Raw genomic sequence first — 20,972 nt, 5'->3', positions numbered from 1 at the left:
TAGATTCAAAATCAAGGAATGAAAAATGCAGTTTGAAACGATTTTATTAGAAAAGAAAAATGGTGTAGGTTTAATCACGTTAAACCGTCCAAAAGCACTCAATGCGTTAAATACTGAACTCATTCGTGAAGTCAATTTAGCACTGGATGATCTAGAACAAGACCGTGAAATTGGGTGTATCGTCCTTGCAGGCTCAGAAAAAGCGTTTGCTGCGGGTGCAGATATTAAAGAAATGGCAAATTTAACATTCCCCAATATTTATTTTGATGATTTCTTTAATTTGGCTGATCGTATCGCACAACGTCGTAAGCCATTGATTGCTGCGGTGAGTGGCTATGCCTTAGGGGGTGGCTGTGAATTGGCATTGATGTGTGATTTTATTTACTGCGCAGATAATGCCAAGTTTGCCTTACCTGAAGTCACCTTGGGTGTTATTCCTGGGATCGGGGGGACACAACGTTTGACACTTGCAATTGGCAAAGCGAAAACTATGGAAATGTGCTTAACCGCACGTCAAATGGGCGCAATAGAAGCAGAGCAAAGTGGATTAGTGGCGCGTGTTTTTGCAAAAGAACAGTTATTGCAAGAAACTTTGCAAGCGGCTGAGAAAATTGCTGAAAAATCACTTGTAGCCACCATGATGATCAAAGAATCGATTAACCGTGCTTTTGAAGTTAGTTTAGCTGAAGGTTTACGTTTTGAACGCCGTACTTTCCATTCTATTTTCGCTACTCTCGACCAAAAAGAAGGCATGCAAGCCTTTGTTGAAAAACGTCAAGCGCAGTTTAAAAATCAATAAGAGAATGCTGACATGAATACAGAAAATCACTTAATTATTGAACAACAAGGTGCATTGGGCATGATCACTTTAGATCGTGTACCGAGTTTAAATGCTTTATCTTTAGAGATGATCAATGGCATTCGCAGCCAAGTTGAATATTGGCAAAATGAAGATAGTGTGCAAGCCATTTTAATTAAGTCAAATAGCCCTAAAGCCTTTTGTGCAGGTGGTGATATTCGCTATCTTTATGATAGTTATAAAAATGGTACTGAAGACCATAAAGCTTATTTTAGTGCCGAATATGACATGCTAAATAGCATTCGAGCATCAAAAAAGCCTGTTATTGTTTTACTTGATGGCTATGTTTTGGGTGGCGGTTTTGGTTTGGCTCAAGCATGTCATATCATTGTCAGTAGCGAAAAATCACGTTTTGCCATGCCTGAAACGGCAATAGGCTTTTTCCCTGATGTGGCGGCAACGCACTTTTTATCTCGTTTAGATGATATTGGTGTTTATTTGGCAACGACGGGTGATCAAATCAGCAGTAGTGATGCCTTATATTTAGATTTGATTGATTATCATGTGCCAAGTGAGCAATTCGAAGCTTTACAACAAGCTTTAGTTCAAGCTGAACATTTAACGAAAGAAAATATTGGTCAAATGATTACGAAGTTTATTACCCATCCAACACAGAGCGAATTAAGCTTGTTGGCTGAAAATATTCGTAAGCATTTTGGTTTTGAAAGTCTAGCAGAAATTGAAAATAGTCTGGAAAATGAGACTGATACAGAATATCAAGCATGGGCAAGTAAAGTGCTGAATACTTTGCAGCAACGTTCCTTAATTGCTAAACAAGCGAGTTTAAAGTTGCAACATCTTGGACGGAGTTTGTCTCTACAGCAGTGTATGCAAATCGAGCGTGATTTACAGGATATTTGGTTCGAACATGGCGATATTGTTGAAGGTGTTCGTGCTTTGATCGTCGATAAAGACAAACAGCCGAAATGGCAACAAAGTAATCCGACACTGGATAAAATTTTAGCTGAGTTGGGTTAATATCTGTAAAACCGAGTTGATCTAACTCGGTTTTTTATTTTAAATGTTATTTAAAATTTTTCTTGAAAGATGGAACAATAATCTGAATCCTGAGGACAAGCAATATGTGCTTTTCCACCTAAAATAAAAGGTTTATTGATTTTCCCATGTCCAAAATAAGGATAATAATACACAGGAATTTGACTTTTTTCGGCAAATTTTCGGATCACTTCTTTGTAAATTAAACGTTCACCATCATTGGTTTTACTCGGATAAAACTGCCCAAACACGATGACTTTAGGGTGAAAATCTTTCTTAAATAAAATTTGATGTAATAAGCGGTCAAGTTGTTTATAGGTCACACTAATATCTTCAAGTAACAGAATTTTATTTTGCCAACGACGTTCATATTTGGTCGAAAATAACGTTTGTACAAGCGTTAAATTTCCCCCTGTTAATATGCCCTGATCAAAGTGGTTTTTTGCTGCCTGATTTAACGGTAAAAGCCCTTGATAATGCACACCATTTTGTAAGGTTGAAAAGATTTCATCGACCACATCATTTTGATTCTCATCAGTATGCTTTATATTTGTGATTGCTGCCGTTGTTTCAGTAGAAGCAGCAGTCGGTGCATTGATAATTTTGCCTGTTGCGGCGGTGGTTCCATGAATACTTTTCCAGCCAATTTCATTGTTGATAAAATAATGAATGGCTGTCACATCACTAAAACCAATGAGAACTTTCGGTGTGCTTTTTTTGATCTGATTAATTTCTGCATGTAATTCAGGCAATAAATTTAAAGCCCCCGAGCCACCCCGTACAAACCAAAGATATTTAACGTGATCATTTTTTAAAGCAGCAATCAGATTTTTAGCGCGTTCATGGTCAGTGTTTACATAGCCAAAGTCTGAAAGCTGCTGGTTTAGATATTGTGTATTCACACTAAAGCCTTTACTTTCAAAAGCCTGAGTTATTTTAGGGATGTAACTTTCATCATAGGCAGATGAACTAGAAATGAGGTAGATCGTATCTTTCGCATGTGAAGAGATCGAAACGTAAAGTGAAATTGCCCATATAGATATAAATTTCAAACTTTTCATCATTTCGAGATCGACTTTATTTTCAAAGGTAGAATTGTATGCAAAGGATCAGCATTACAGCTAGATAAATTGCATAAATTAAACAATTTCACTGAGTTAAATATGTCTTTTGTCCACAGCAAAGATAGTGTAATCCTAATTTACCCTTAACCATGTTTGTGAACGTCCAAATGCAGATACACCGATAAAACCACGTCCTTTTAAAACTTGCCCATTTTCAGATAAATTGGCATTAAATTTATATGTTTTACCTGTTTGTGGATCTGTAATACTTCCCCCTGTATATTTCAGATGACCTGAATTTTTTAAATTGGAAATGATCTTAAGTCCAATTAAAGGCTTATTTTGATATTTTCCGATACATTTTGTACATTTTTGTGCTTGGCTCGCTTCAAAAACTTTTTGAATGCTTGCAGACAATGTGCCATTAGCATTTTCTTTAAATTGGACAAGTGACATGGGTTTTTGTGTTTGATCATCGATGGTTTTCCATACCGTACCGTTTAAGGGGTCACTCGCATAACTGTGTACAGAAATCATGAATAAGGTCAATAAGCTGAAAAGAGGTTTCATTTTTAATCTCTTATAGGATAATAAGGACAGATTATTAAAAAAATATTGAGTTTTTTATTTAATGGGTGTTAATTTTTGAAAATTAATAGATGAATTTTGTATGTGTATAAAGCTTCGCTTTTTGTATAAATAGTAGGTTTAACTGCTGCGTATCAATAGATTGTTGATTAAATCTAAATTTTGAATATTCAAATCTTTGATTATTTCAAGATTGAATTGAATTTCTGTACTTAAGATTCATTTTTACTGAATAATTTTTTTTATATCTAAAAATAGATTATTCTTTAATGTCAAATCAATATATCAACGATGCTTGATTCAGAAATTTTAAACAGGGATATATAGACATGGAGCTTAGACATTTAAAATATTTTGTGGCAGTGGTTGAGGAACAAAGTTTTACCAAAGCTGCTGAAAAATTATTTATTGCTCAGCCACCTTTAAGTCGACAAATCCAAAACTTAGAAGCAGAACTGGGTGTTCAGTTATTTGAAAGGGGCAGTCGACCTTTAATGACGACTGATGCCGGGGGATTTTTTTATAATCATGCTTTACAATTATTAAGTCAAGCCGATGAATTAAAAAGTATGACAAAAAAAATCGGTATGATTGATCGAACGATTACTTTGAGTTTTGTTGGATCATTATTATTTGGTTATTTATCTAAAATAATTTTTTTATTTAAACAAAGAAATGCTCATCTAAAAATTGAGTTGGTGGAACTGTCTTCAATTGAACAGGTGGAGGCATTAAAAAATCGAAAAATTGATATTGGTTTTGGTCGGATCAATTTTGATGATCCTGAGATTATTCGAACTAAATTACGAGATGAACCTTTAGTATTAGCGATACATGCTGGTCATCCATTAGCATGTAAGAAAGGTATTTTTTTAGAAGAATTGGTCGATGAAGATTTAATTTTTTATCCAAAAGATGATCAGCTTAATTATTCACATTATATAGCGACTTTATTTGAACAGCACAATTTAAAGCCTAGGCATGTGCGTTATGTACGAGAAATGGCTTTGGCATGTGGTTTTGCTGCTGCTGGTGATGGCATGGTAATTGTACCTGAAAGTGCTAAAAATATTTGTTTAACCAATTTGAAATTTATTCCTATTCTAGATTTGAATGCGATCACACATGTCGTTATGGCTGTTCGTAAAGAACAATATACAGAAGATATTAAATCTTTTTTTGATTGTATTTACCAAGTTTATGATTTAGAAGGGATTTCATATAATAAGCATCTCGGTTTTTGATCATTTTATGATGTAAAAAAAGCCAAATGAGATGAACAGTTGGCTTTTTAATGAAGTGTAGCGAATTACTGAACTTTGGCAGGAAAACCATCTTCTGCTAAAGCCGCAGTTATTTGATCTGTACTCGCAGTTGTGTCAACAGTGACAATTTTACTTACCAAATCAACCTCAACTTTGGCATGGCTATCCACATCTTGAATGGTTGCAGTGACACCACGCGCGCAACCACCACAGGTCATATTCTCGATCAATAATTTCATGGTTATTCTCCAAGAGAAGTATCGTTTAAAGCAAGTCTAAACCTTAACACGATGGTAAAGTCAAGCTTTAAATCTATTTTTAAAATTCACTTGACCTTACCATGATGTCAATCTGTATGCTTAAAACAGAATTTTAAATGAGAGGTCAAATATGAGCTCACAACAGTATCAGGAAACTTTGTCAATTGAAGGTATGACTTGTGCCTCATGTGTTGGGCGGGTCGAAAAAGCCTTGAAAAAAGTCGAAGGGGTAGACACTGCACATGTGAATCTGGCAACTGAAAAAGCCGTTATTCAATCATCTCATCCTTTAGACCGTGAATTGCTGATCAAAGCTGTGGAACGGGCAGGCTATGATGTGGCTGCAAGCCCTGCCATTGAACTGACCATCGAAGGCATGACTTGTGCTTCTTGTGTAGCACGTGTGGAAAAGGCACTCAAAAAAGTGGAAGGTGTGCAACAAGCCAATGTTAATTTAGCCACTGAGCAAGCTTGGATTCAGGCAGATGCCCATATCAGCAGTGATCGTTTAATCCAAGCTGTGCAAAAAGCAGGCTATGATGCCAAACTTGTTTCAAGCAATAAAACTCAACAACAAGATAAAAAAAATAGTGAGTTACAGGAGTTAAAACGAGATCTCATTATTTCACTGGTTTTAGCCTTACCTGTTTTTATTTTAGAAATGGGTTCACATATGATTCCTGCATTTCATATGTGGGTGATGCATCATATCGGACAATATCAAAGTTGGCTGATTCAATGTGTACTGACGACCTTAGTGTTAATTTTTCCAGGGCGTAGATTTTATCAAAAAGGGATTCCTGCATTATTGCGCTTTGCACCAGATATGAATTCCTTAGTGGCAGTTGGAACATTGGCAGCCTATAGTTTTTCCTTGGTGGCTACATTTTTACCGCAGCTTTTACCGCAAGGTACAGTGCACGTTTATTATGAAGCCGCTGCGGTGATTGTGAGTTTAATTTTATTGGGGCGTTATTTTGAAGCCAAAGCCAAAGGACGAACATCTCAAGCTATTCAACATCTTATCGGTATGCAGCCAAAAACTGCCCGTATTCACCAAAATGGACAGATTCTAGAAGTACCCATTGCCAATGTAACGAGTGATCTTATTGTCGAAATTCGTCCAGGTGAGCGTGTACCTGTCGATGGTGAAGTTGTTGAAGGGCATAGTTATATTGATGAGTCGATGATTACAGGTGAACCCATCCCTGTTGAAAAATCTGTAGGTCAATCAGTTGTCGGCGGGACGATTAACCAAAATGGGACATTGAATATTCGTGCCACGGCGATTGGCGAAGCATCTGTTTTGGCACAAATCATTCATATGGTTGAGCAAGCACAAGGTTCAAAGTTGCCCATTCAAGCTGTAGTCGATAAAGTCACTATGTGGTTTGTTCCTGTGGTGATGGGTTTAGCACTGCTCACTTTCTTTGTTTGGTTAATCTTCGGTCCTGATCCTGCACTGACTTTCGCCTTGATCAACGCTGTTGCGGTACTGATTATTGCCTGTCCGTGTGCTATGGGCTTAGCAACACCAACGTCCATTATGGTAGGGACAGGTCGTGGTGCAGAAATGGGGATATTGTTCCGTAAAGGTGAAGCCTTACAACTTTTGCAAGATATAAACGTGGTTGCAGTCGATAAAACGGGGACATTGACTGAAGGAAAACCTACTTTAACTGATTTTCAAGTGATGGATGGTTTTGCTCGTGAGCAAGTTTTACAAATTGTCGCATCGGTTGAAGCCAAGTCTGAACATCCGATTGCGTTGGCAATTGTCGATGCGGCACAACAGGAGAATATCCATTTCTTGCCTGTAACCGCTTTTGACTCGGTGACAGGTTCAGGGATTCAAGCTGAAGTTGAGGGTCAAGCAGTCCAAATTGGTGCTGACCGTTATATGAATGAAATTGGAGTCAATGTCAGTGCATTTGCAGCCGAAGCTGCACGTTTAGGCAATGAAGGCAAAACTCCTATTTATGTGGCGATTGATCAAAAACTTGCCGCAATTGTTGCTGTTGCCGATCCGATTAAAGACTCGACCTATGCTGCGATTGATGCTTTACATCAACTTGGTTTGAAAGTTGCCATGATCACAGGCGATCACCGTCATACAGCTAACGCTATTGCCCAAAAGTTAAAAATAGATCAAGTCGAAGCTGAAGTTTTGCCTGATGGTAAAGTTGAAGTGGTGAAACAGTTACAGAAAAAATATGGTCGTGTGGCATTTGTTGGTGATGGCATCAATGATGCACCCGCATTGGCACAAGCAGATGTTGGTATTGCGATTGGCACGGGTACAGATGTTGCGATGGAAGCTGCTGAAGTAGTTCTTATGTCTGGTAATTTGCAAGGCGTACCAAATGCAATTGCGCTGAGTAAAGCGACTATTCGTAATATTCAGCAAAACTTATTTTGGGCATTTATTTACAACATTGCCTTGATTCCCATTGCCGCAGGGATTTTATATCCAAGTTTTGGTATTTTACTGTCACCAATTTTTGCCGCAGGGGCGATGGCGCTGTCTTCCGTATTTGTCTTGGCTAATGCATTACGTTTAAAATATTTTCATGCACTTAAATTTGACGCATAAAGATTCTTATGTTTAGAGTTTAAACGCTTGGATTTAAACTCTAAATATTTATTAGGAGTGGAAGATGAATATCGGTCAGGTGTCTAAACAGTCAGGCATTTCCAATAAAATGATTCGTTATTATGAGCAAATCGGCTTGTTGGATACAGCAAAGCGTGCGGCTTCAGGTTATCGTATCTATTCAGAACAAGATTTAAAAACCTTAAATTTTATTCGACATGCGCGTGATTTAGGTTTTTCCTCTGAGCAAATGAAAGAATTATTGTCGCTGTGGAAAAATACCGAACGTCAAAGTGCTGAAGTGAAACAACTGACTTTACAGCATATTCAAGTGTTAAATGACAAAATTGCCCAATTGCAAGCGATGGTTGACTTACTACAACATTCTGCGAATTGTTGTTCTGGCAATGATCAGGCAGATTGTGCGATTTTAAAAAATATTGAGTTGGGTGCTGTTGAAACGTAAAAGCTGTATAGAGCTTGAGTGACACAATATTGATATTTTTTCATCTTAGCAGTATGGACATCCCCCGTTTTTACAATGATCATTGGTTTTTTTCACCCCAATTCAACATGATATTCATGTATTTATTTTAGAAAATGGCGCATTTGAATCATTAATTTTTTACATAGCATAAATGTAAATACTCAAAATTTCATAAGATTGATCAGCAACAACGTATTTATTGCAAGAAGAATAGATTTTTTATTTGCCCATGGGTGAAAGTTTAATTTATAAAAATAATTAATTATTTCAATGTTTTATAATTGTATTTTTGGGTTTTGTTGTTTCATTTTTATCTTACATGAATTTTACTCAGCTTTACCTTAGATTAAATCATTTTTATTCATCTTGGCTTTGAAGTATAAATATCCTCATTGAAAACATTTAAATTTATTTTTGAAATTCGGTGGTATTTCCCATGAGTAACGCATTTGCATGTTCACTTAAACGTATTCGTTTTGATGAAAACTATAAACCAGCTGACAGCACACGTCTGACCACTAATTTTGCCAATTTGGCACGTGGCGAACACCGTGAAGAAAATCTGCGCCGTACCTTGGCAATGATTAATAACCGTTTTAATAGTTTGGCTAGCTGTGACAATCCGAATGCTGATCGTTATTCACTTGAAATCGATATTATTTCTGCCGAGATTGACATTGAGGGCAATGGTCAAACTTTCCCATTTATTGAAACTTTAAAAAGCACCATCATCGACCATAAAACCAATGAACGCATTGAAGGTATGATCGGCAACAGTTTTTCATCGTATGTACGTGACTATGACTTCAGCGTGGTATTGCCAACTCTCGGCTGCAAATTCAATGAAAAACCTGAAGATTTTGGCGATTTACATGGCAAGCTGTATCAGCACTTGATCAATTCAGACGTATTCAAAGCTGAATTCAAAAAACAACCTGTAATTTGCTTAAGTGTTTCAACGACAAAAACCTATTATCGTACTGCAAATGTACATCCGATCTTAGGCGTGGAATATACCAATGATGACTATTCACGTACTGATGAGTATTTTGCAAAAATGGGCTTAAGCGTTCGTTATTTCAAACCTGAAAATGCGACTGCGCCATTGGCATTCTATTCTGCTGACAACTTACTGAGCGACTATACAGATTTTGAATTGATCAGTGCGATCAGCACCATGGAAAGCTTCCAAAAAATCTACCGTCCTGAAATTTACAACACCAATGCGACAGCAGGCTTAGTGTATCAACCAAGCTTAAGCTTTGGCGATTACTCATTAACCCGTATTGTGTATGACCGTGTTGAACGTGGTCAGTTGGCGGTTAAACAGGGCAAATGGACGGAAGAAAACTTTATCAAGCCATATAACGACATTCTGAATGAGTGGGCTGCTAATTTTAGTCTTGAAAATGCAGACGCAGCTTAATTTTAAATCACGTAAATAGATGAAACACGGGTGAGTTAAAACACCTGTTTTAAAGAAAATAGAGATAGAAGATCGAATATGGCCCAATTAACACATCAAAAGTTACTTCCAACGTCAACTGCTGGCAGCTTACCTAAACCGTCTTGGCTGGCTGAACCAGAAAAACTGTGGTCAGCATGGAAACTTGAAGGCGAAGAATTATTAGATGCAAAACGTGATGCGTTGAAATTATCTTTGCATGAACAAATCCATGCAGGCATTGATATTGTGAGCGATGGTGAACAAACCCGTCAGCATTTTGTGACCACATTTATTGAACATCTTGAAGGGGTAGATTTCGAAAAGCGTGAAACGATGCGTATTCGCAATCGTTACGATGCAAGTGTACCGTCTGTCGTAGGTGAAGTATCGCGTAAGAAAGCAGTGTTTGTGGATGATGCAAAATTCTTACGCAGCCAAACCCATCAGCCGATCAAATGGGCTTTGCCTGGCCCGATGACGATGATTGATACTTTGTATGATGGTCATTACAAGAGCCGTGAAAAATTGGCTTGGGAATTTGCTAAAATCCTGAATCAAGAAGCTTTAGAGCTTGAAGCGGCAGGCGTGGACATCATTCAATTTGACGAGCCTGCGTTTAATGTATTTTTTGATGAAGTCAATGATTGGGGGATTGCGACCTTAGAGCGTGCGCTTGAAGGTTTGAAATGCGAAACTGCAGTTCACATTTGCTATGGTTATGGCATTAAAGCCAATACCGATTGGAAACAGACTTTGGGTAATGAATGGCGCCAATACGAAGAATCATTCCCGAAACTGCAGCAATCGAAGCTCGATATCATCTCGCTTGAATGCCAAAACTCTCGTGTACCCATGGATTTAATCGAACTCATCCGCGGTAAAAAAGTGATGGTTGGTGCCATTGATGTCGCAACCAATGTAATTGAAACACCTGAACAGGTTGCAGATACCTTGCGTAAAGCTTTACAGTTTGTAGATGCAGATAAGCTTTATCCTTCAACTAACTGCGGTATGGCGCCATTAGGACGTGAAGTGGCGCGCGGAAAATTGAATGCGCTCAGTGCAGGTGCAGAGATTATCCGTCAGGAATTATCTCGATAATTCAACATTTAACTTATATGTAAAGTTCCTTTTTCTAAAACGAAGAAGGAACTATAAAGCAATATTTACATCTGAACGGCACAGTATTTTTAACATTACAGTCAAATACAGCGTTTTAGGCGAACAGGAACACGGTCATGGTGAATGCAACAGACTTTAAAAATGCAATGTCTTCGTTAACAAGTGCGGTCAATGTGGTGACCACCGTTGGCGAATCTGGTTTTCATGGTTTTACAGCATCTGCTGTGTGCAGTGTGACGGATACACCACCGACATTATTGGTCTGTATGAATAAGTCATCACGTTCTCATACGCATTTTGTTGAAAATAAAGTGTTGACGGTAAATGTGCTCGGTGCCCAGCATGAAAAACTGTCTAATGCATTTGCTTCATCTAAACTCAATTCAGATGAGCGCTTTGCTTTGGGAAAATGGACTGAGCTTGAAACAGGATCACCTGTGTTAGCTGATGCTTTGGTTAGTTTTGATTGTGAAATTTCAGATATTCAGGAAGTGGGAACACATACGATTTTTATCTGTCCAATTGTCGCAATTCAAAAGAATCAAGAAGATCAGGCTTTGGTTTATTTTAATCGTGCTTATCATCAAGTGGGTCAAACACAGGTTGAAATTGCTTAACTGTGTATGAATGCAATTGGCTATAGAGGTTTCTTGTTATAAATATTTCTCACTTCATTTTTTAATCCCTTTTAAAAGTTAGTATCTTGTGGAACTCATTATATTTTTAGTCATCGGGGCTTTGGCTGGTTTTGCAGCAGGGCTGTTTGGCGTCGGTGGCGGCACCATCATTGTGCCATTGTTATACATTGTCTTTACGCAAATGGGCTATGACCCTAATGTCATCATGCATTTGGCTTTAGGCACGTCATTGGCGACAATTATTGTTACATCAATTAGTTCACTCATGGCACATCATAAAAATGGCGCTGTGATTTGGCCTGTATTTAAAAATTTAGCCCCGCCGATGGCGATTGGCTGTTTTGCAGGTGCTGGGATAGCAGGTTGGCTGTCAGGTGTACATTTACAATTTATTGTTGGTTTGTTTTTACTTTGGGTTGCCTACAATATGTTTATGGGCGCTAAAAAAGCGGTTGATTCCACCAAACAGTTACCCTCTACAGCAAAGCAAATGGGTGCTGGTGCAGGCATTGGGATTGCCTCGGCAATTTTTGGTATTGGTGGAGGAAGTTTAACGGTGCCATATCTGACACATTATGGTGTCGTCATGCAAAAAGCCGTAGGAACATCTGCAGCATGCGGTCTCCCGATTGCCATCGCTGGTGCTTTGGGCTTTATGGTCTTTGGTATGAATGCACAAGTGAACGTGCCAAATACCATTGGTTTTATTCATGTTTATGCTTTTTTAGGCATTAGTATCATGAGTTTCTTTACCGCAAAATACGGTGCAAAAGCAGCACATGCTTTATCACCAAGCGTATTAAAAAAATGTTTTGCTGTGTTATTACTGTGTGTTGGAAGTTTCTTTTTAGTCAAAGGCTTTCTTTAATATTTTGATGCCCAATGAACGTTTCATGTAATATCGTTTCAACAAATGATTCCTTCTCCTCTTAGGTTGCATCAGGGCTTACGCTAAGAGGAGAAGGGGGTTTGTGATCAATTCAGTGTGGTCATCATCACTTGTTGAGCTTTTCATTAGGCTAATGATAAAATTTTAGAAACAAAAATTCAGTGACGATAACCGTGACCCATCCACTGATCATTAAGATTAAAATAATTTCAAATTTTAAATTCACATTTATGCCTTAAAAAAATCACGGATCGTATACGTGCTTGTAATCGTTTTTTACCTTTAGCCCAAATGATTTTTCTTTGTTCATTACGTGTGGGAAGTATCGTGCTGAGGGAATAGATCTCGACATGTGTCGTCTACTCTTTGAAAAAATGTGGTTCAAGGTCTCATGATTTAACCATCGAAAACGAATCATGTTGGTTTATTGTAATGATAATAAATATCATTTGCAAATAATAATGATTATATTTAATAATTTACATCAATGCTTCCGACACAAAAGTATTCATCATTTTTCTTCAATATATATCGTTCAAATTTTTATAGATCTTGATAAAAATTGTTTGATTTAGGCAATGACTCATGCAAAAAATGCAATCTCTCGTTCCCTTAACTCGTGCACAACACAGTATGTGGAAAGGGCATCATTATCACGGCAGTTATCCATTTCATACCGCAGAATGGTTGGTGATCGAAGGTCCGCTTGATCGGGAAATCTTTCACCAAGCCATTGCATCTACGCTCAAAGAAGCCAAAGCATTACATTGGCGTGCGCTTGACATAGACGGTAAAGCCTACCGCGTTGATGATGTCGCTGTACGAGCAGCACAATTTATTGATTTATCACATTTAGATGAGCAAGCTGTTTTAGCTTGGGCAGATCAAGCCGTTGAACCACCGTTCGATCTCAGCACAGGGCATCTCTACGATTATATTTTTGTACACTTGGATGATGAAAAATACGGTTTATTTTTTAGAGCACATCATGTGGCATTGGATGGTTATGCCTATGGGTTGATGATTCATCGTTTTTTAGATTATTACCAATCTTTAAAAAATTCCACAGCATTGAAGAATAAAGCTTTTGAGCATTTTGATCGCTTTTTGGCAGAGGAACAGCGTTATTTACAATCGCCAAAAGCGCAGCAAGATTTAGCATTTTGGCGTGAAAATTTTTCCAACGAACTTGCTCCAAAGAAACGCCTCAAACGAAAATTAAAACAGCCTTTTTATCAAGGTCCTCGCTATGAAGATATGATTGATTGGGAAACACAGCAGCACATGAATGATTTAGCTGCACAACTAAAATTACCCAGTGCGATGATAGTGATGGCAGTCATGATGCGCTATTTAGCCAAACAGTCAGGAGATCTTCAGCAATGTTTTGGCGTGCCCATGATGTCACGTTTAGGTACGGCGGCGATGCGCATTCCATGTTTAGTAATGAATATTTTGCCTTTACGTTTGGCAGGTACAGGACAGGAAAATCTAGCGCAAACGGTACAACTATTAGCACAGCGTTTTAATGAAATTCGTCCACACCAGAACAGCTATTTTGAGCAAATGCGTTATGTGCTAGACGGTTTTGAACCAATGGAAAATATTTTATTTGGTCCGATTGTCAATTGGATTCCTTATCCTTTGCCTGAACAATTTGAAGGGTGTAAATTAACCAAAACGACCATTTCTGCAGGTCCAATTGAAGATTTTGATATTGCCATTACCAATAAATTTGTCGATGGTGTCGAGCGTCTATACCTTGCTGTAGATGGTCACAAAGAACTTTATGATGTCGAGGCTTTAGCTGAATACTGGCATGATTTTATGCGGATGTTACGCCTATGGTTACAGCAACCTCAGCTAAAAGCAGACGATTTAACAATTGAAAAAAAACTGCCAGAGTAAATCTGGCAGTGGTCCTGAAAACTCATCAAACCCCAAGTGTTGCACCACCATCTACGACGAGTTCATGCATGGTGATTTGTTTGGCTTGATCTGAAAGTAAGAACAAAACAGCGTTGGCAATATCTTCGGGTTCAGCCATTTTCCCGAGTGGAATACCATTACGGTATTGTTCAAGATTTCCTTCAACAATGCCACGTGGTGGTTGCTCATCTGTCCATAATTGTTTTTGCATTTGTGTTAGGGTTGAGCCGGGCAATACCAAATTACAGCGAATACCATGCGGTGCAAGTTCTAAGGCAAGATTTTTAAAATAATGACTGACTGTGGCTTTGGTGGTGGCATATAGTCCCATATTCATACGTGGAATCAATGCGGCATTGGAGCTGATACTGACGATAGCCCCTGTTTGATGTGGCATCATTTGTTTGGCAACCCACTGTGACAATAGCGCAGGGCCTAGAAAATTGATGGCTAAATTATGCTGCCATTGGGTGGCTGTAGTATCGAGCAAACTGCCCATTTCCAAGATACCCGCAGCATTGACCAAGCCTGTAATGGTTTGATCAGCCCAAGGTGACCGTTGAATCTGTTCAATCAAACCATTTGTTTGAGAAATGTCATGCGCAATCGCATAAAAATTTTGTTGTTGCGATGGCGTAATTTTCTGCATGATTTCCCATGCTGTAAGTTCAGGATTGAGATCAATTCCAATCACTTGATGGTTTTGTTGCAGTAATTTCGCTGCAACAACAGCACCAATACCTTGTGCGGCACCCGTCACAATAAAGACTGAAGACATATTTAAGTCCCTATGATTTTTACAAAAGATAACAATTATCATTAATAAATGAGAATAATAATCATTATAGTAGTTGCGTTCAGCCCCTAGAGTCAAATGGCTTTAGGCTGAATTGTTAAAAACATAACTGAAAATGCGAGAGCAAATATGTTGCCAGTAGAACCATCAGTATTTAAAAACATGATTGGAATAACCAAGGAAGATTTAATTGAAACCGATGTCGCAGGGTTTGTATTTGCAACACCTACAGGGGCAATTTCAAGTCAAAAGTTACTTGAAAATATTCAATTTGACCGTAATAGGGCACTTTCTTTCGAGCAGCAGCAACAGGCATGGTTGCAACATGCACAACAAAAACTTCAACAAAAAATTCAGCAAACAGGAAATGCTGAACTGATTTTGGTTGGGAGTTTACCTTTTGATCATCGTGACTTACCTGAGATGTCCGTTGCTGAAGCGAAAAACAGCTATGTCAGTGATGGTTTAGCGCATTTAGCCGAAAGTAAAGGGCATTCAAACGTACAAGCCACGTTGGTACCGCCACAAGTAGATTATGTCAACGGCGTGGCTAAACTCGTGGAATTGATGAAAAAGACAGAATTAGAAAAAGCGGTGTTAGCGCGTGCAATCGATCTGCACAGTACGCATAAATTCTCAGTGGTTGAATTATTCTATCGTTTATTTCATAACAATCCCGAAGGCTATACCTTTGCTTTGGCGCAAGACCCGAAAAAATCAGGTTGGTTTATGGGAGCAAGCCCTGAATTACTGATTGCCAAACAAAATCAATATGTCTTTAGCAATCCTGTTGCGGGTACCTTAGCAAGAAGTGCTGACCCTCATGAAGACCAAGCACAGGCACAGCGTTTGTTGGCATCGACCAAAGATCAACATGAACATGCAGTGGTGATTGAAGCTATTGCAGATCAGCTTTCACCTTTATGTCAAAGTTTAACGATTCCAAAAACACCATCACTGATTAAGACTCAAACGGTATGGCATTTAGCCACACAGATTAAGGGCACATTGAAAGACCCTGAAATGCATGTTTTTGATCTTATTTCTATTTTACATCCTACACCTGCGGTATGTGGTCAACCTGCATCTTTGGCACGTCAGTTAATTTCAGAACTAGAGCCCTTTCAAAGAAATTTATTTGCAGGAACCATGGGCTGGAGTGATGCTCAAGGCAATGGTGCGTGGGCAGTAAATGTACGTTGTGGTCGTATTTTTGAACATTCCGCGCGCTTATATGCGGGTGCAGGAATCGTGGAGGCATCGCAACCGACCAGTGAATTAAATGAAACTATTGCCAAGTTTAACACCATGCTGAATGGCTTAGGTTTAAACGCTGATCAACTCAGCTATCAATAAGGTGAAGCCATGTCTGAATCAAGCGTATTAGAACAAAAGCTGTGGGATGGCATTGTGCAATATCCACCTGAGTTTGTGGACAAATATATTGCAAAGGGGTATTGGCGTGGGCAAACCTTAACTGAGTTTTTCATCGAATGTGCAGATCAATATGCCGAGAATACCGCTTTAATTTGTGGTCAGCGTCATTTTAGTTATCGTCAATTACAAGAACGTATTGATGCGTTCGCCGTCTATTTAACACAAAAAAACTATCAAGTTGGCGACAGTGTGGTGATTCAACTGCCCAATATTGCAGAATTTTTTATTGCTTATTTTGCTGCGTTACGAATTGGTATGCGTCCTGTGATGAGTTTACCTGCGCACCGTCATGCAGAAGTCAGTCATTTTATTACCCAAACGCAAGCAAAATTGTATATCTGTGCCGATCAATTTATGGGTTTTGATTATCGTAAATTAGCGCGTGAATGCTTAAATCGTTGTGAAAGTTTAAAACAGGTTTTAGTGGTCGGTGATGTAATGGGTGATGAATCATGTTTTGAAGCATGGCCAAATACACAGGCATTTCAGCAACAGTGTATGATTGCACCTCAAGTGACAGCGCGTCATGTCGCATTTTTTCAATTGTCGGGTGGTAGTACAGGCACACCAAAATTAATTCCTCGTACTCACGATGATTATTTATATAGCGTGCGTGCCAGTGCGGAAATTTGTGAACTGAATCCTCAGACCAAAATGTTAATGGTGCTCCCTGTAGCACATAATTTTAGTCTAAGTTCCCCAGGCTCATTGGGGCTGTTCTATGCAGGTGGCACGTTGGTTTTATCGCCAGATCCTTCAGTAAGCACGTGTTTTGCGCTGATTCAACAGCACAAGATCTCACATGTGGCATTGGTTCCTGCCTTGGCTGCAACATGGGCAGAAGCTGTGCAAAAAGGTGCAGACAATATCTTCGCTCAATTAAAAGTTTTACAAGTGGGCGGTGCCCGTTTGGCAGATGCTTTGGCACAACAACTGATAGAACAATATCAATGCCGTTTACAACAGGTTTTTGGTATGGCTGAAGGCTTGGTGAATTATACCCGCTATACAGATGATCTTGAGCAAATCATTGCTACACAAGGCAGTCGAATCAGTGCGGATGATGAAATCAAAGTGGTCGATGATGATGATCAAGAACTGGCTCAAGGTGAGTTAGGACATTTACTGACGCGAGGGCCTTATACCATTCGTGGTTATTTTAATGCACCAGAACATAATCGGAATGCATTTACTGTCGATGGTTTTTATCGCACAGGAGACTTAGTACGGATCAATGCGGCTGGCAACATCATTGTGGAAGGGCGTAGTAAAGAGCAAATTAATCGGGGCGGTGAAAAAATCGCGACCGAAGAAGTTGAACAAGTCTTAAATCAGCACCCTCAAGTGATTCAGTCGGCGTTGGTGTCGATGCCCGACGCAATGTTAGGTGAAAAAAGTTGCGCTTATATTCAATGGCGTAGCGATGCACAAGACCCGAGTGCAACACGCTTAATGATGCAACTTCGACAGTACGTTCAAAACTATGGGTTGGCGACTTATAAGATTCCTGACCGTATCGAATTTGTTGCCGATATGCCTTATACCGCTTTGGGTAAAATCGATAAAAAAGCGCTCAGACAACGTTTAGTGGCGTAAAAATATTTTTAAATTTTATAAATTACAAGGTAAATCACATATGGCTATTCCACGTATTGCAAGTTATCCGATGCCACAAGCGCAAAATTTCCCAACAAACAAAGTCAACTGGACGCTTGATCCAAGTCGTGCCGTACTATTGGTGCATGATTTACAACAATATTTCTTAGATTTTTATGATCAAAGCCAAGCCCCTATTCCTGAGTTGATTCAACATTGCCGTCAGTTGATTGATCAATGTCATGCGCAAGGCATTCCTGTGTATTACACCGCTCAACCTGGCGATCAGAGTGTAGAACATCGTCAATTATTAACCGATTTTTGGGGCAAAGGCTTGGCTGCAGATCCGAATATTGTGCAGATTATTCTGAGTTTACAACCTACAGCACAGGATATTGTGTTGACCAAATGGCGTTATAGTGCATTTAAGAAAAGTGATTTTGAACAACGCATGAAAGATGCAGGGCGTGATCAACTGATGATTTGTGGGGTGTATGCACACATTGGTTGTTTACTAACTGCCGCTGAAGCCTTTATGTTGGATATACAAGCCTTTTTAGTGGGGGATGCGCTCGCAGATTTTAGTTTAGCAGAGCATGAAATGGCACTGAAATATGCGACAGGTCGCTGTGCCAAAGTCGTAGATACAGCAACGGTATTAACTGAATTGCAAACAGAAGCGCTCACAATGGAGGCTGTATGATGCATGCAGATTTAACTTTGGAAGGACTGCGTCAAACCATTGCCAAACAACTCGAAATCGACGCAAGTGAAATTCACAATGATGACAATTTATTTATGCTCGGTCTTGATTCGGTGAGCCTGATGACCTTGGTTGGCCAATGGCGTGAACTTGGTATCAGTGTCGAATTTCAAGATTTAGTTGAAGAACCTACGCTGCAAGATTGGCAGTGCCGTTTAAAACACAATCTCGCTTGATTCAAGCGCCACAAAAAAAGCGAGTAAATGTTTGATGAACTTAGAAAATTATTATTCTTCACAACAATGGCAAAAAATCCAAAATTTTGCTGCAAACAAACCGAGTCCATTTTTAGTGGTGGATTTAGAGCGAATTGAATTTAAATATCAGGAACTGCAAGATAGCTTTCCCAAAGCACATCTATTTTATGCAGTCAAAGCCAATCCAAGTTGTGAAATTATTCAACGTTTAGACCAACTGGGTTCATATTTTGATATTGCCTCCATTTATGAATTAGATCGCGTGATGGCATGTGGTATTGCCGCTGAACGTATTTCCTTTGGTAATACCATTAAAAAAGCAGCAGATGTGAAATATGCATATGACAAAGGTGTTCGCTTATTTGTGACTGATGCACAGGCAGATTTAGAACAAATCGCACAATTTGCACCCAATGCTCGGGTATTTGTCCGTGTGCTAGTAGAGTCGGGTACGACTTCAGATTGGCCATTATCACGTAAATTTGGTTGTGCCCCTGATATGGCGATTGATCTGATGGTGAAAGCCAAACAGATGGGGCTACAACCGTATGGCGTATCCTTCCATGTCGGTAGTCAGCAAAATGATGTCACGGTATGGCGGACTGCACTGAAAACCGTAAAACACGTATTTGAGACCCTTGAGCAACAACATGGTATTCAACTTGAATTGATCAATGCGGGTGGTGGTTTTCCTGCACAATATTTGGCAGATATTGACAGCATTCAAAGCTATGCACAGCAAATACAAAGCTATTTAGATGAATATTTTCAGCAAAAAATCACGCTGTTTTTAGAGCCAGGACGCTCACTTGTGGGAGATGCGGGTGTGATTGTCTCAGAGATTGTCCTCATTGCACATAAATCGAAGCAAGATGAAAAACGGTGGATTTATACCGATGTTGGGGTATTTAATGGCTTAATTGAAACATTAGGAGAAATGATTAAATATCCGATTTATACACCCAAAATGCAGAATAATATGGCAAAATCTAACGTCGTTTTGGCAGGACCAACCTGTGACTCGACGGATATTATGTATGAGAAAATCGCTTATCCTTTGCCGCAAAATTTGGTCATGGGAGATCGTTTATATTGGCTCAGTACGGGTGCCTATACCACATCTTATGCATCCGTTGAGTTTAATGGCTATCCACCATTAAAAACCTTTTATTTAGAGTAGTGTATTGATTTAAATCAAAATTAACCCAATCCGCTGATGATTGCATTATCGTATTGGGTTAATGCATTAACAAATTAACAATAGGCGATATTCATCTTCATTTTCCTGAGGCGCGCGATGCACACAAGGCAAAACATGTTGTGTTGGATGGTCTACAGCTAAACGCCAAAGATGTCCTAGACCTAAATTGATTGGTTTGGCATCTGTTTTAGGTTCATAATGTAGATCAAAGAAATATTCTTCAAGAAAGTTTTCAAATTCTGCATCTGTACCATCATGAAGTTCTTTCAGTTTTGCTCTAATTTCAGGGATCAAGATTTTTTGCTGAACCTGAGCATTGGGTAAAATATCACTGGCAGCACCATAATAAGTGCATAGAAAAGTGTCTGTTTCAATGGGCGAACGGTCTACATGATAGGAATAAACGTCGGTTGAAATAAAATCAAGCTCATTGTCACGTTCATAATTTTTTAATAGATTGAGACACGGAGAAGCACCAAAATCGGTCAGTAGTTGTATATCATTGATGATGTGTTCTCGGGCAAGATGGGCATTTTTTGTGAGTTTTAAGGCACATAGATCATCCACAGAAACTTCGGTAATATTTTCAGTCAATTTAAGTTTGTTGACAATTTCTTTAAAATCACCAACTAAGTTTCTTTGCCAACACATGGCGTTGACAGCGCCGTGAAACTTTAAGGTGGTGAGTTCAGAAAAAGTAGAAACCACATCAATTTGATGGTGATCAAAAAGTGTATTTTTCATATCAGAATTAAATGAATAAATAACGTTGCATCATACACGCAGCGTCTTAAAAATGGAAAATGAGATACGGATGTGATGTGTATATAGATTGGAATCAATAG

20 protein-coding genes are annotated in these 20,972 nt (G+C 38.9%); 15 read left to right on the top strand and 5 right to left on the bottom strand.

Translation table 11 applies throughout. The annotated features are described in order from the left end of the window. Window positions 1–25 precede the first annotated feature (25 nt). Window positions 26–799 (top strand): enoyl-CoA hydratase, encoded by a 774-nt coding sequence (locus HX129_RS04060; protein ID WP_130073478.1) that lies wholly within the window; start codon window positions 26–28, stop codon window positions 797–799. A 12-nt stretch (window positions 800–811) separates the two neighbouring features. Next, a complete protein-coding gene (locus HX129_RS04055; protein ID WP_286433837.1) occupies window positions 812–1,837 on the top strand; it encodes an enoyl-CoA hydratase/isomerase family protein in 1,026 nt (341 codons plus the stop codon). A 50-nt stretch (window positions 1,838–1,887) separates the two neighbouring features. Here HX129_RS04055 and HX129_RS04050 read toward each other — a convergent pair whose 3' ends face one another. Both HX129_RS04050 and HX129_RS04045 read right to left on the bottom strand, forming a co-directional pair. Next, a complete protein-coding gene (locus tag HX129_RS04050) occupies window positions 1,888–2,916 on the bottom strand; it encodes an LD-carboxypeptidase (protein ID WP_502872628.1) in 1,029 nt (342 codons plus the stop codon). 135 nt (window positions 2,917–3,051) lie between these two features. After that, window positions 3,052–3,489: a DUF2147 domain-containing protein gene (locus HX129_RS04045; RefSeq protein WP_286433839.1), complete on the bottom strand. Its 438-nt coding sequence runs from the start codon at window positions 3,487–3,489 to the stop codon at window positions 3,052–3,054. A gap of 347 nt (window positions 3,490–3,836) precedes the next feature. Between HX129_RS04045 and HX129_RS04040 the strand changes: the two genes are divergently transcribed. Further along, complete coding sequence (locus HX129_RS04040) at window positions 3,837–4,751, top strand: LysR family transcriptional regulator (RefSeq protein ID WP_286433840.1); 915 nt, start codon at window positions 3,837–3,839, stop codon at window positions 4,749–4,751. Window positions 4,752–4,816: 65 nt separating this feature from the next. Here the strand turns inward: HX129_RS04040 and HX129_RS04035 are convergent, their stop codons facing one another. Then, window positions 4,817–5,011 (bottom strand): heavy-metal-associated domain-containing protein, encoded by a 195-nt coding sequence (locus HX129_RS04035; protein WP_130073483.1) that lies wholly within the window; start codon window positions 5,009–5,011, stop codon window positions 4,817–4,819. Between the two features lie 151 nt (window positions 5,012–5,162). On the opposite strand from HX129_RS04035, the gene HX129_RS04030 reads away from it, so the two are divergent. The 7 genes from HX129_RS04030 to HX129_RS04000 all read left to right on the top strand — a co-directional run bounded on the left by HX129_RS04030 (window position 5,163) and on the right by HX129_RS04000 (window position 14,116). After that, window positions 5,163–7,625, top strand: a complete 2,463-nt coding sequence (locus tag HX129_RS04030; RefSeq protein ID WP_286433842.1) for a heavy metal translocating P-type ATPase — start codon at window positions 5,163–5,165, stop codon at window positions 7,623–7,625. Between the two features lie 64 nt (window positions 7,626–7,689). Continuing rightward, the gene (gene cueR, locus HX129_RS04025) at window positions 7,690–8,091 is read left to right on the top strand and encodes a Cu(I)-responsive transcriptional regulator (RefSeq protein ID WP_174492610.1); all 402 of its coding nucleotides are present in this window, start codon (window positions 7,690–7,692) and stop codon (window positions 8,089–8,091) included. 457 nt (window positions 8,092–8,548) lie between these two features. Then, the gene (locus tag HX129_RS04020; protein ID WP_286433843.1) at window positions 8,549–9,538 is read left to right on the top strand and encodes a putative oxygenase MesX; all 990 of its coding nucleotides are present in this window, start codon (window positions 8,549–8,551) and stop codon (window positions 9,536–9,538) included. A gap of 78 nt (window positions 9,539–9,616) precedes the next feature. Beyond that, the gene (locus HX129_RS04015; protein ID WP_286433844.1) at window positions 9,617–10,660 is read left to right on the top strand and encodes a methionine synthase; all 1,044 of its coding nucleotides are present in this window, start codon (window positions 9,617–9,619) and stop codon (window positions 10,658–10,660) included. Between the two features lie 137 nt (window positions 10,661–10,797). Continuing rightward, window positions 10,798–11,298 (top strand): flavin reductase, encoded by a 501-nt coding sequence (locus HX129_RS04010; protein ID WP_130073488.1) that lies wholly within the window; start codon window positions 10,798–10,800, stop codon window positions 11,296–11,298. 88 nt (window positions 11,299–11,386) lie between these two features. Beyond that, the gene (locus HX129_RS04005) at window positions 11,387–12,187 is read left to right on the top strand and encodes a sulfite exporter TauE/SafE family protein (RefSeq protein ID WP_286433845.1); all 801 of its coding nucleotides are present in this window, start codon (window positions 11,387–11,389) and stop codon (window positions 12,185–12,187) included. A gap of 606 nt (window positions 12,188–12,793) precedes the next feature. After that, window positions 12,794–14,116, top strand: coding sequence for a condensation domain-containing protein (locus HX129_RS04000; protein ID WP_286433846.1), 1,323 nt, complete (start codon window positions 12,794–12,796; stop codon window positions 14,114–14,116). 25 nt (window positions 14,117–14,141) lie between these two features. On the opposite strand, the gene HX129_RS03995 is transcribed toward HX129_RS04000, so the two are convergent. Continuing rightward, window positions 14,142–14,915, bottom strand: coding sequence for an SDR family oxidoreductase (locus tag HX129_RS03995; protein WP_174492615.1), 774 nt, complete (start codon window positions 14,913–14,915; stop codon window positions 14,142–14,144). A gap of 147 nt (window positions 14,916–15,062) precedes the next feature. Between HX129_RS03995 and HX129_RS03990 the strand changes: the two genes are divergently transcribed. The 5 genes from HX129_RS03990 to HX129_RS03970 are packed head-to-tail and all read left to right on the top strand — an operon-like array spanning window position 15,063 to window position 20,106. Next, on the top strand, window positions 15,063–16,289 hold the full coding sequence (locus HX129_RS03990; protein ID WP_286433847.1) for an isochorismate synthase: 1,227 nt from the start codon (window positions 15,063–15,065) through the stop codon (window positions 16,287–16,289). Window positions 16,290–16,298: 9 nt separating this feature from the next. Then, a complete protein-coding gene (locus HX129_RS03985; protein WP_286433848.1) occupies window positions 16,299–17,966 on the top strand; it encodes a (2,3-dihydroxybenzoyl)adenylate synthase in 1,668 nt (555 codons plus the stop codon). 40 nt (window positions 17,967–18,006) lie between these two features. Continuing rightward, window positions 18,007–18,669: an isochorismatase family protein gene (locus tag HX129_RS03980; RefSeq protein ID WP_286433849.1), complete on the top strand. Its 663-nt coding sequence runs from the start codon at window positions 18,007–18,009 to the stop codon at window positions 18,667–18,669. Then, window positions 18,666–18,905: a phosphopantetheine-binding protein gene (locus HX129_RS03975; RefSeq protein ID WP_286433850.1), complete on the top strand. Its 240-nt coding sequence runs from the start codon at window positions 18,666–18,668 to the stop codon at window positions 18,903–18,905. Before HX129_RS03980 ends, HX129_RS03975 begins: the two co-directional genes overlap by 4 nt. A 34-nt stretch (window positions 18,906–18,939) precedes the next feature. Then, a complete protein-coding gene (locus HX129_RS03970; RefSeq protein WP_286433851.1) occupies window positions 18,940–20,106 on the top strand; it encodes a type III PLP-dependent enzyme in 1,167 nt (388 codons plus the stop codon). A 66-nt stretch (window positions 20,107–20,172) separates the two neighbouring features. Here the strand turns inward: HX129_RS03970 and HX129_RS03965 are convergent, their stop codons facing one another. Then, on the bottom strand, window positions 20,173–20,871 hold the full coding sequence (locus HX129_RS03965; RefSeq protein WP_286433852.1) for a DUF1826 domain-containing protein: 699 nt from the start codon (window positions 20,869–20,871) through the stop codon (window positions 20,173–20,175). Window positions 20,872–20,972: the final 101 nt, after the last annotated feature.

Source organism: Acinetobacter sp. 251-1 (assembly GCF_030329305.1).
GTDB classification, from domain to species: Bacteria; Pseudomonadota; Gammaproteobacteria; order Pseudomonadales; family Moraxellaceae; genus Acinetobacter; species Acinetobacter piscicola_A.
The sequence above is the reverse complement of the archived record's forward strand: the minus strand, read 5'-3'. Positions and strand labels throughout refer to the sequence as shown.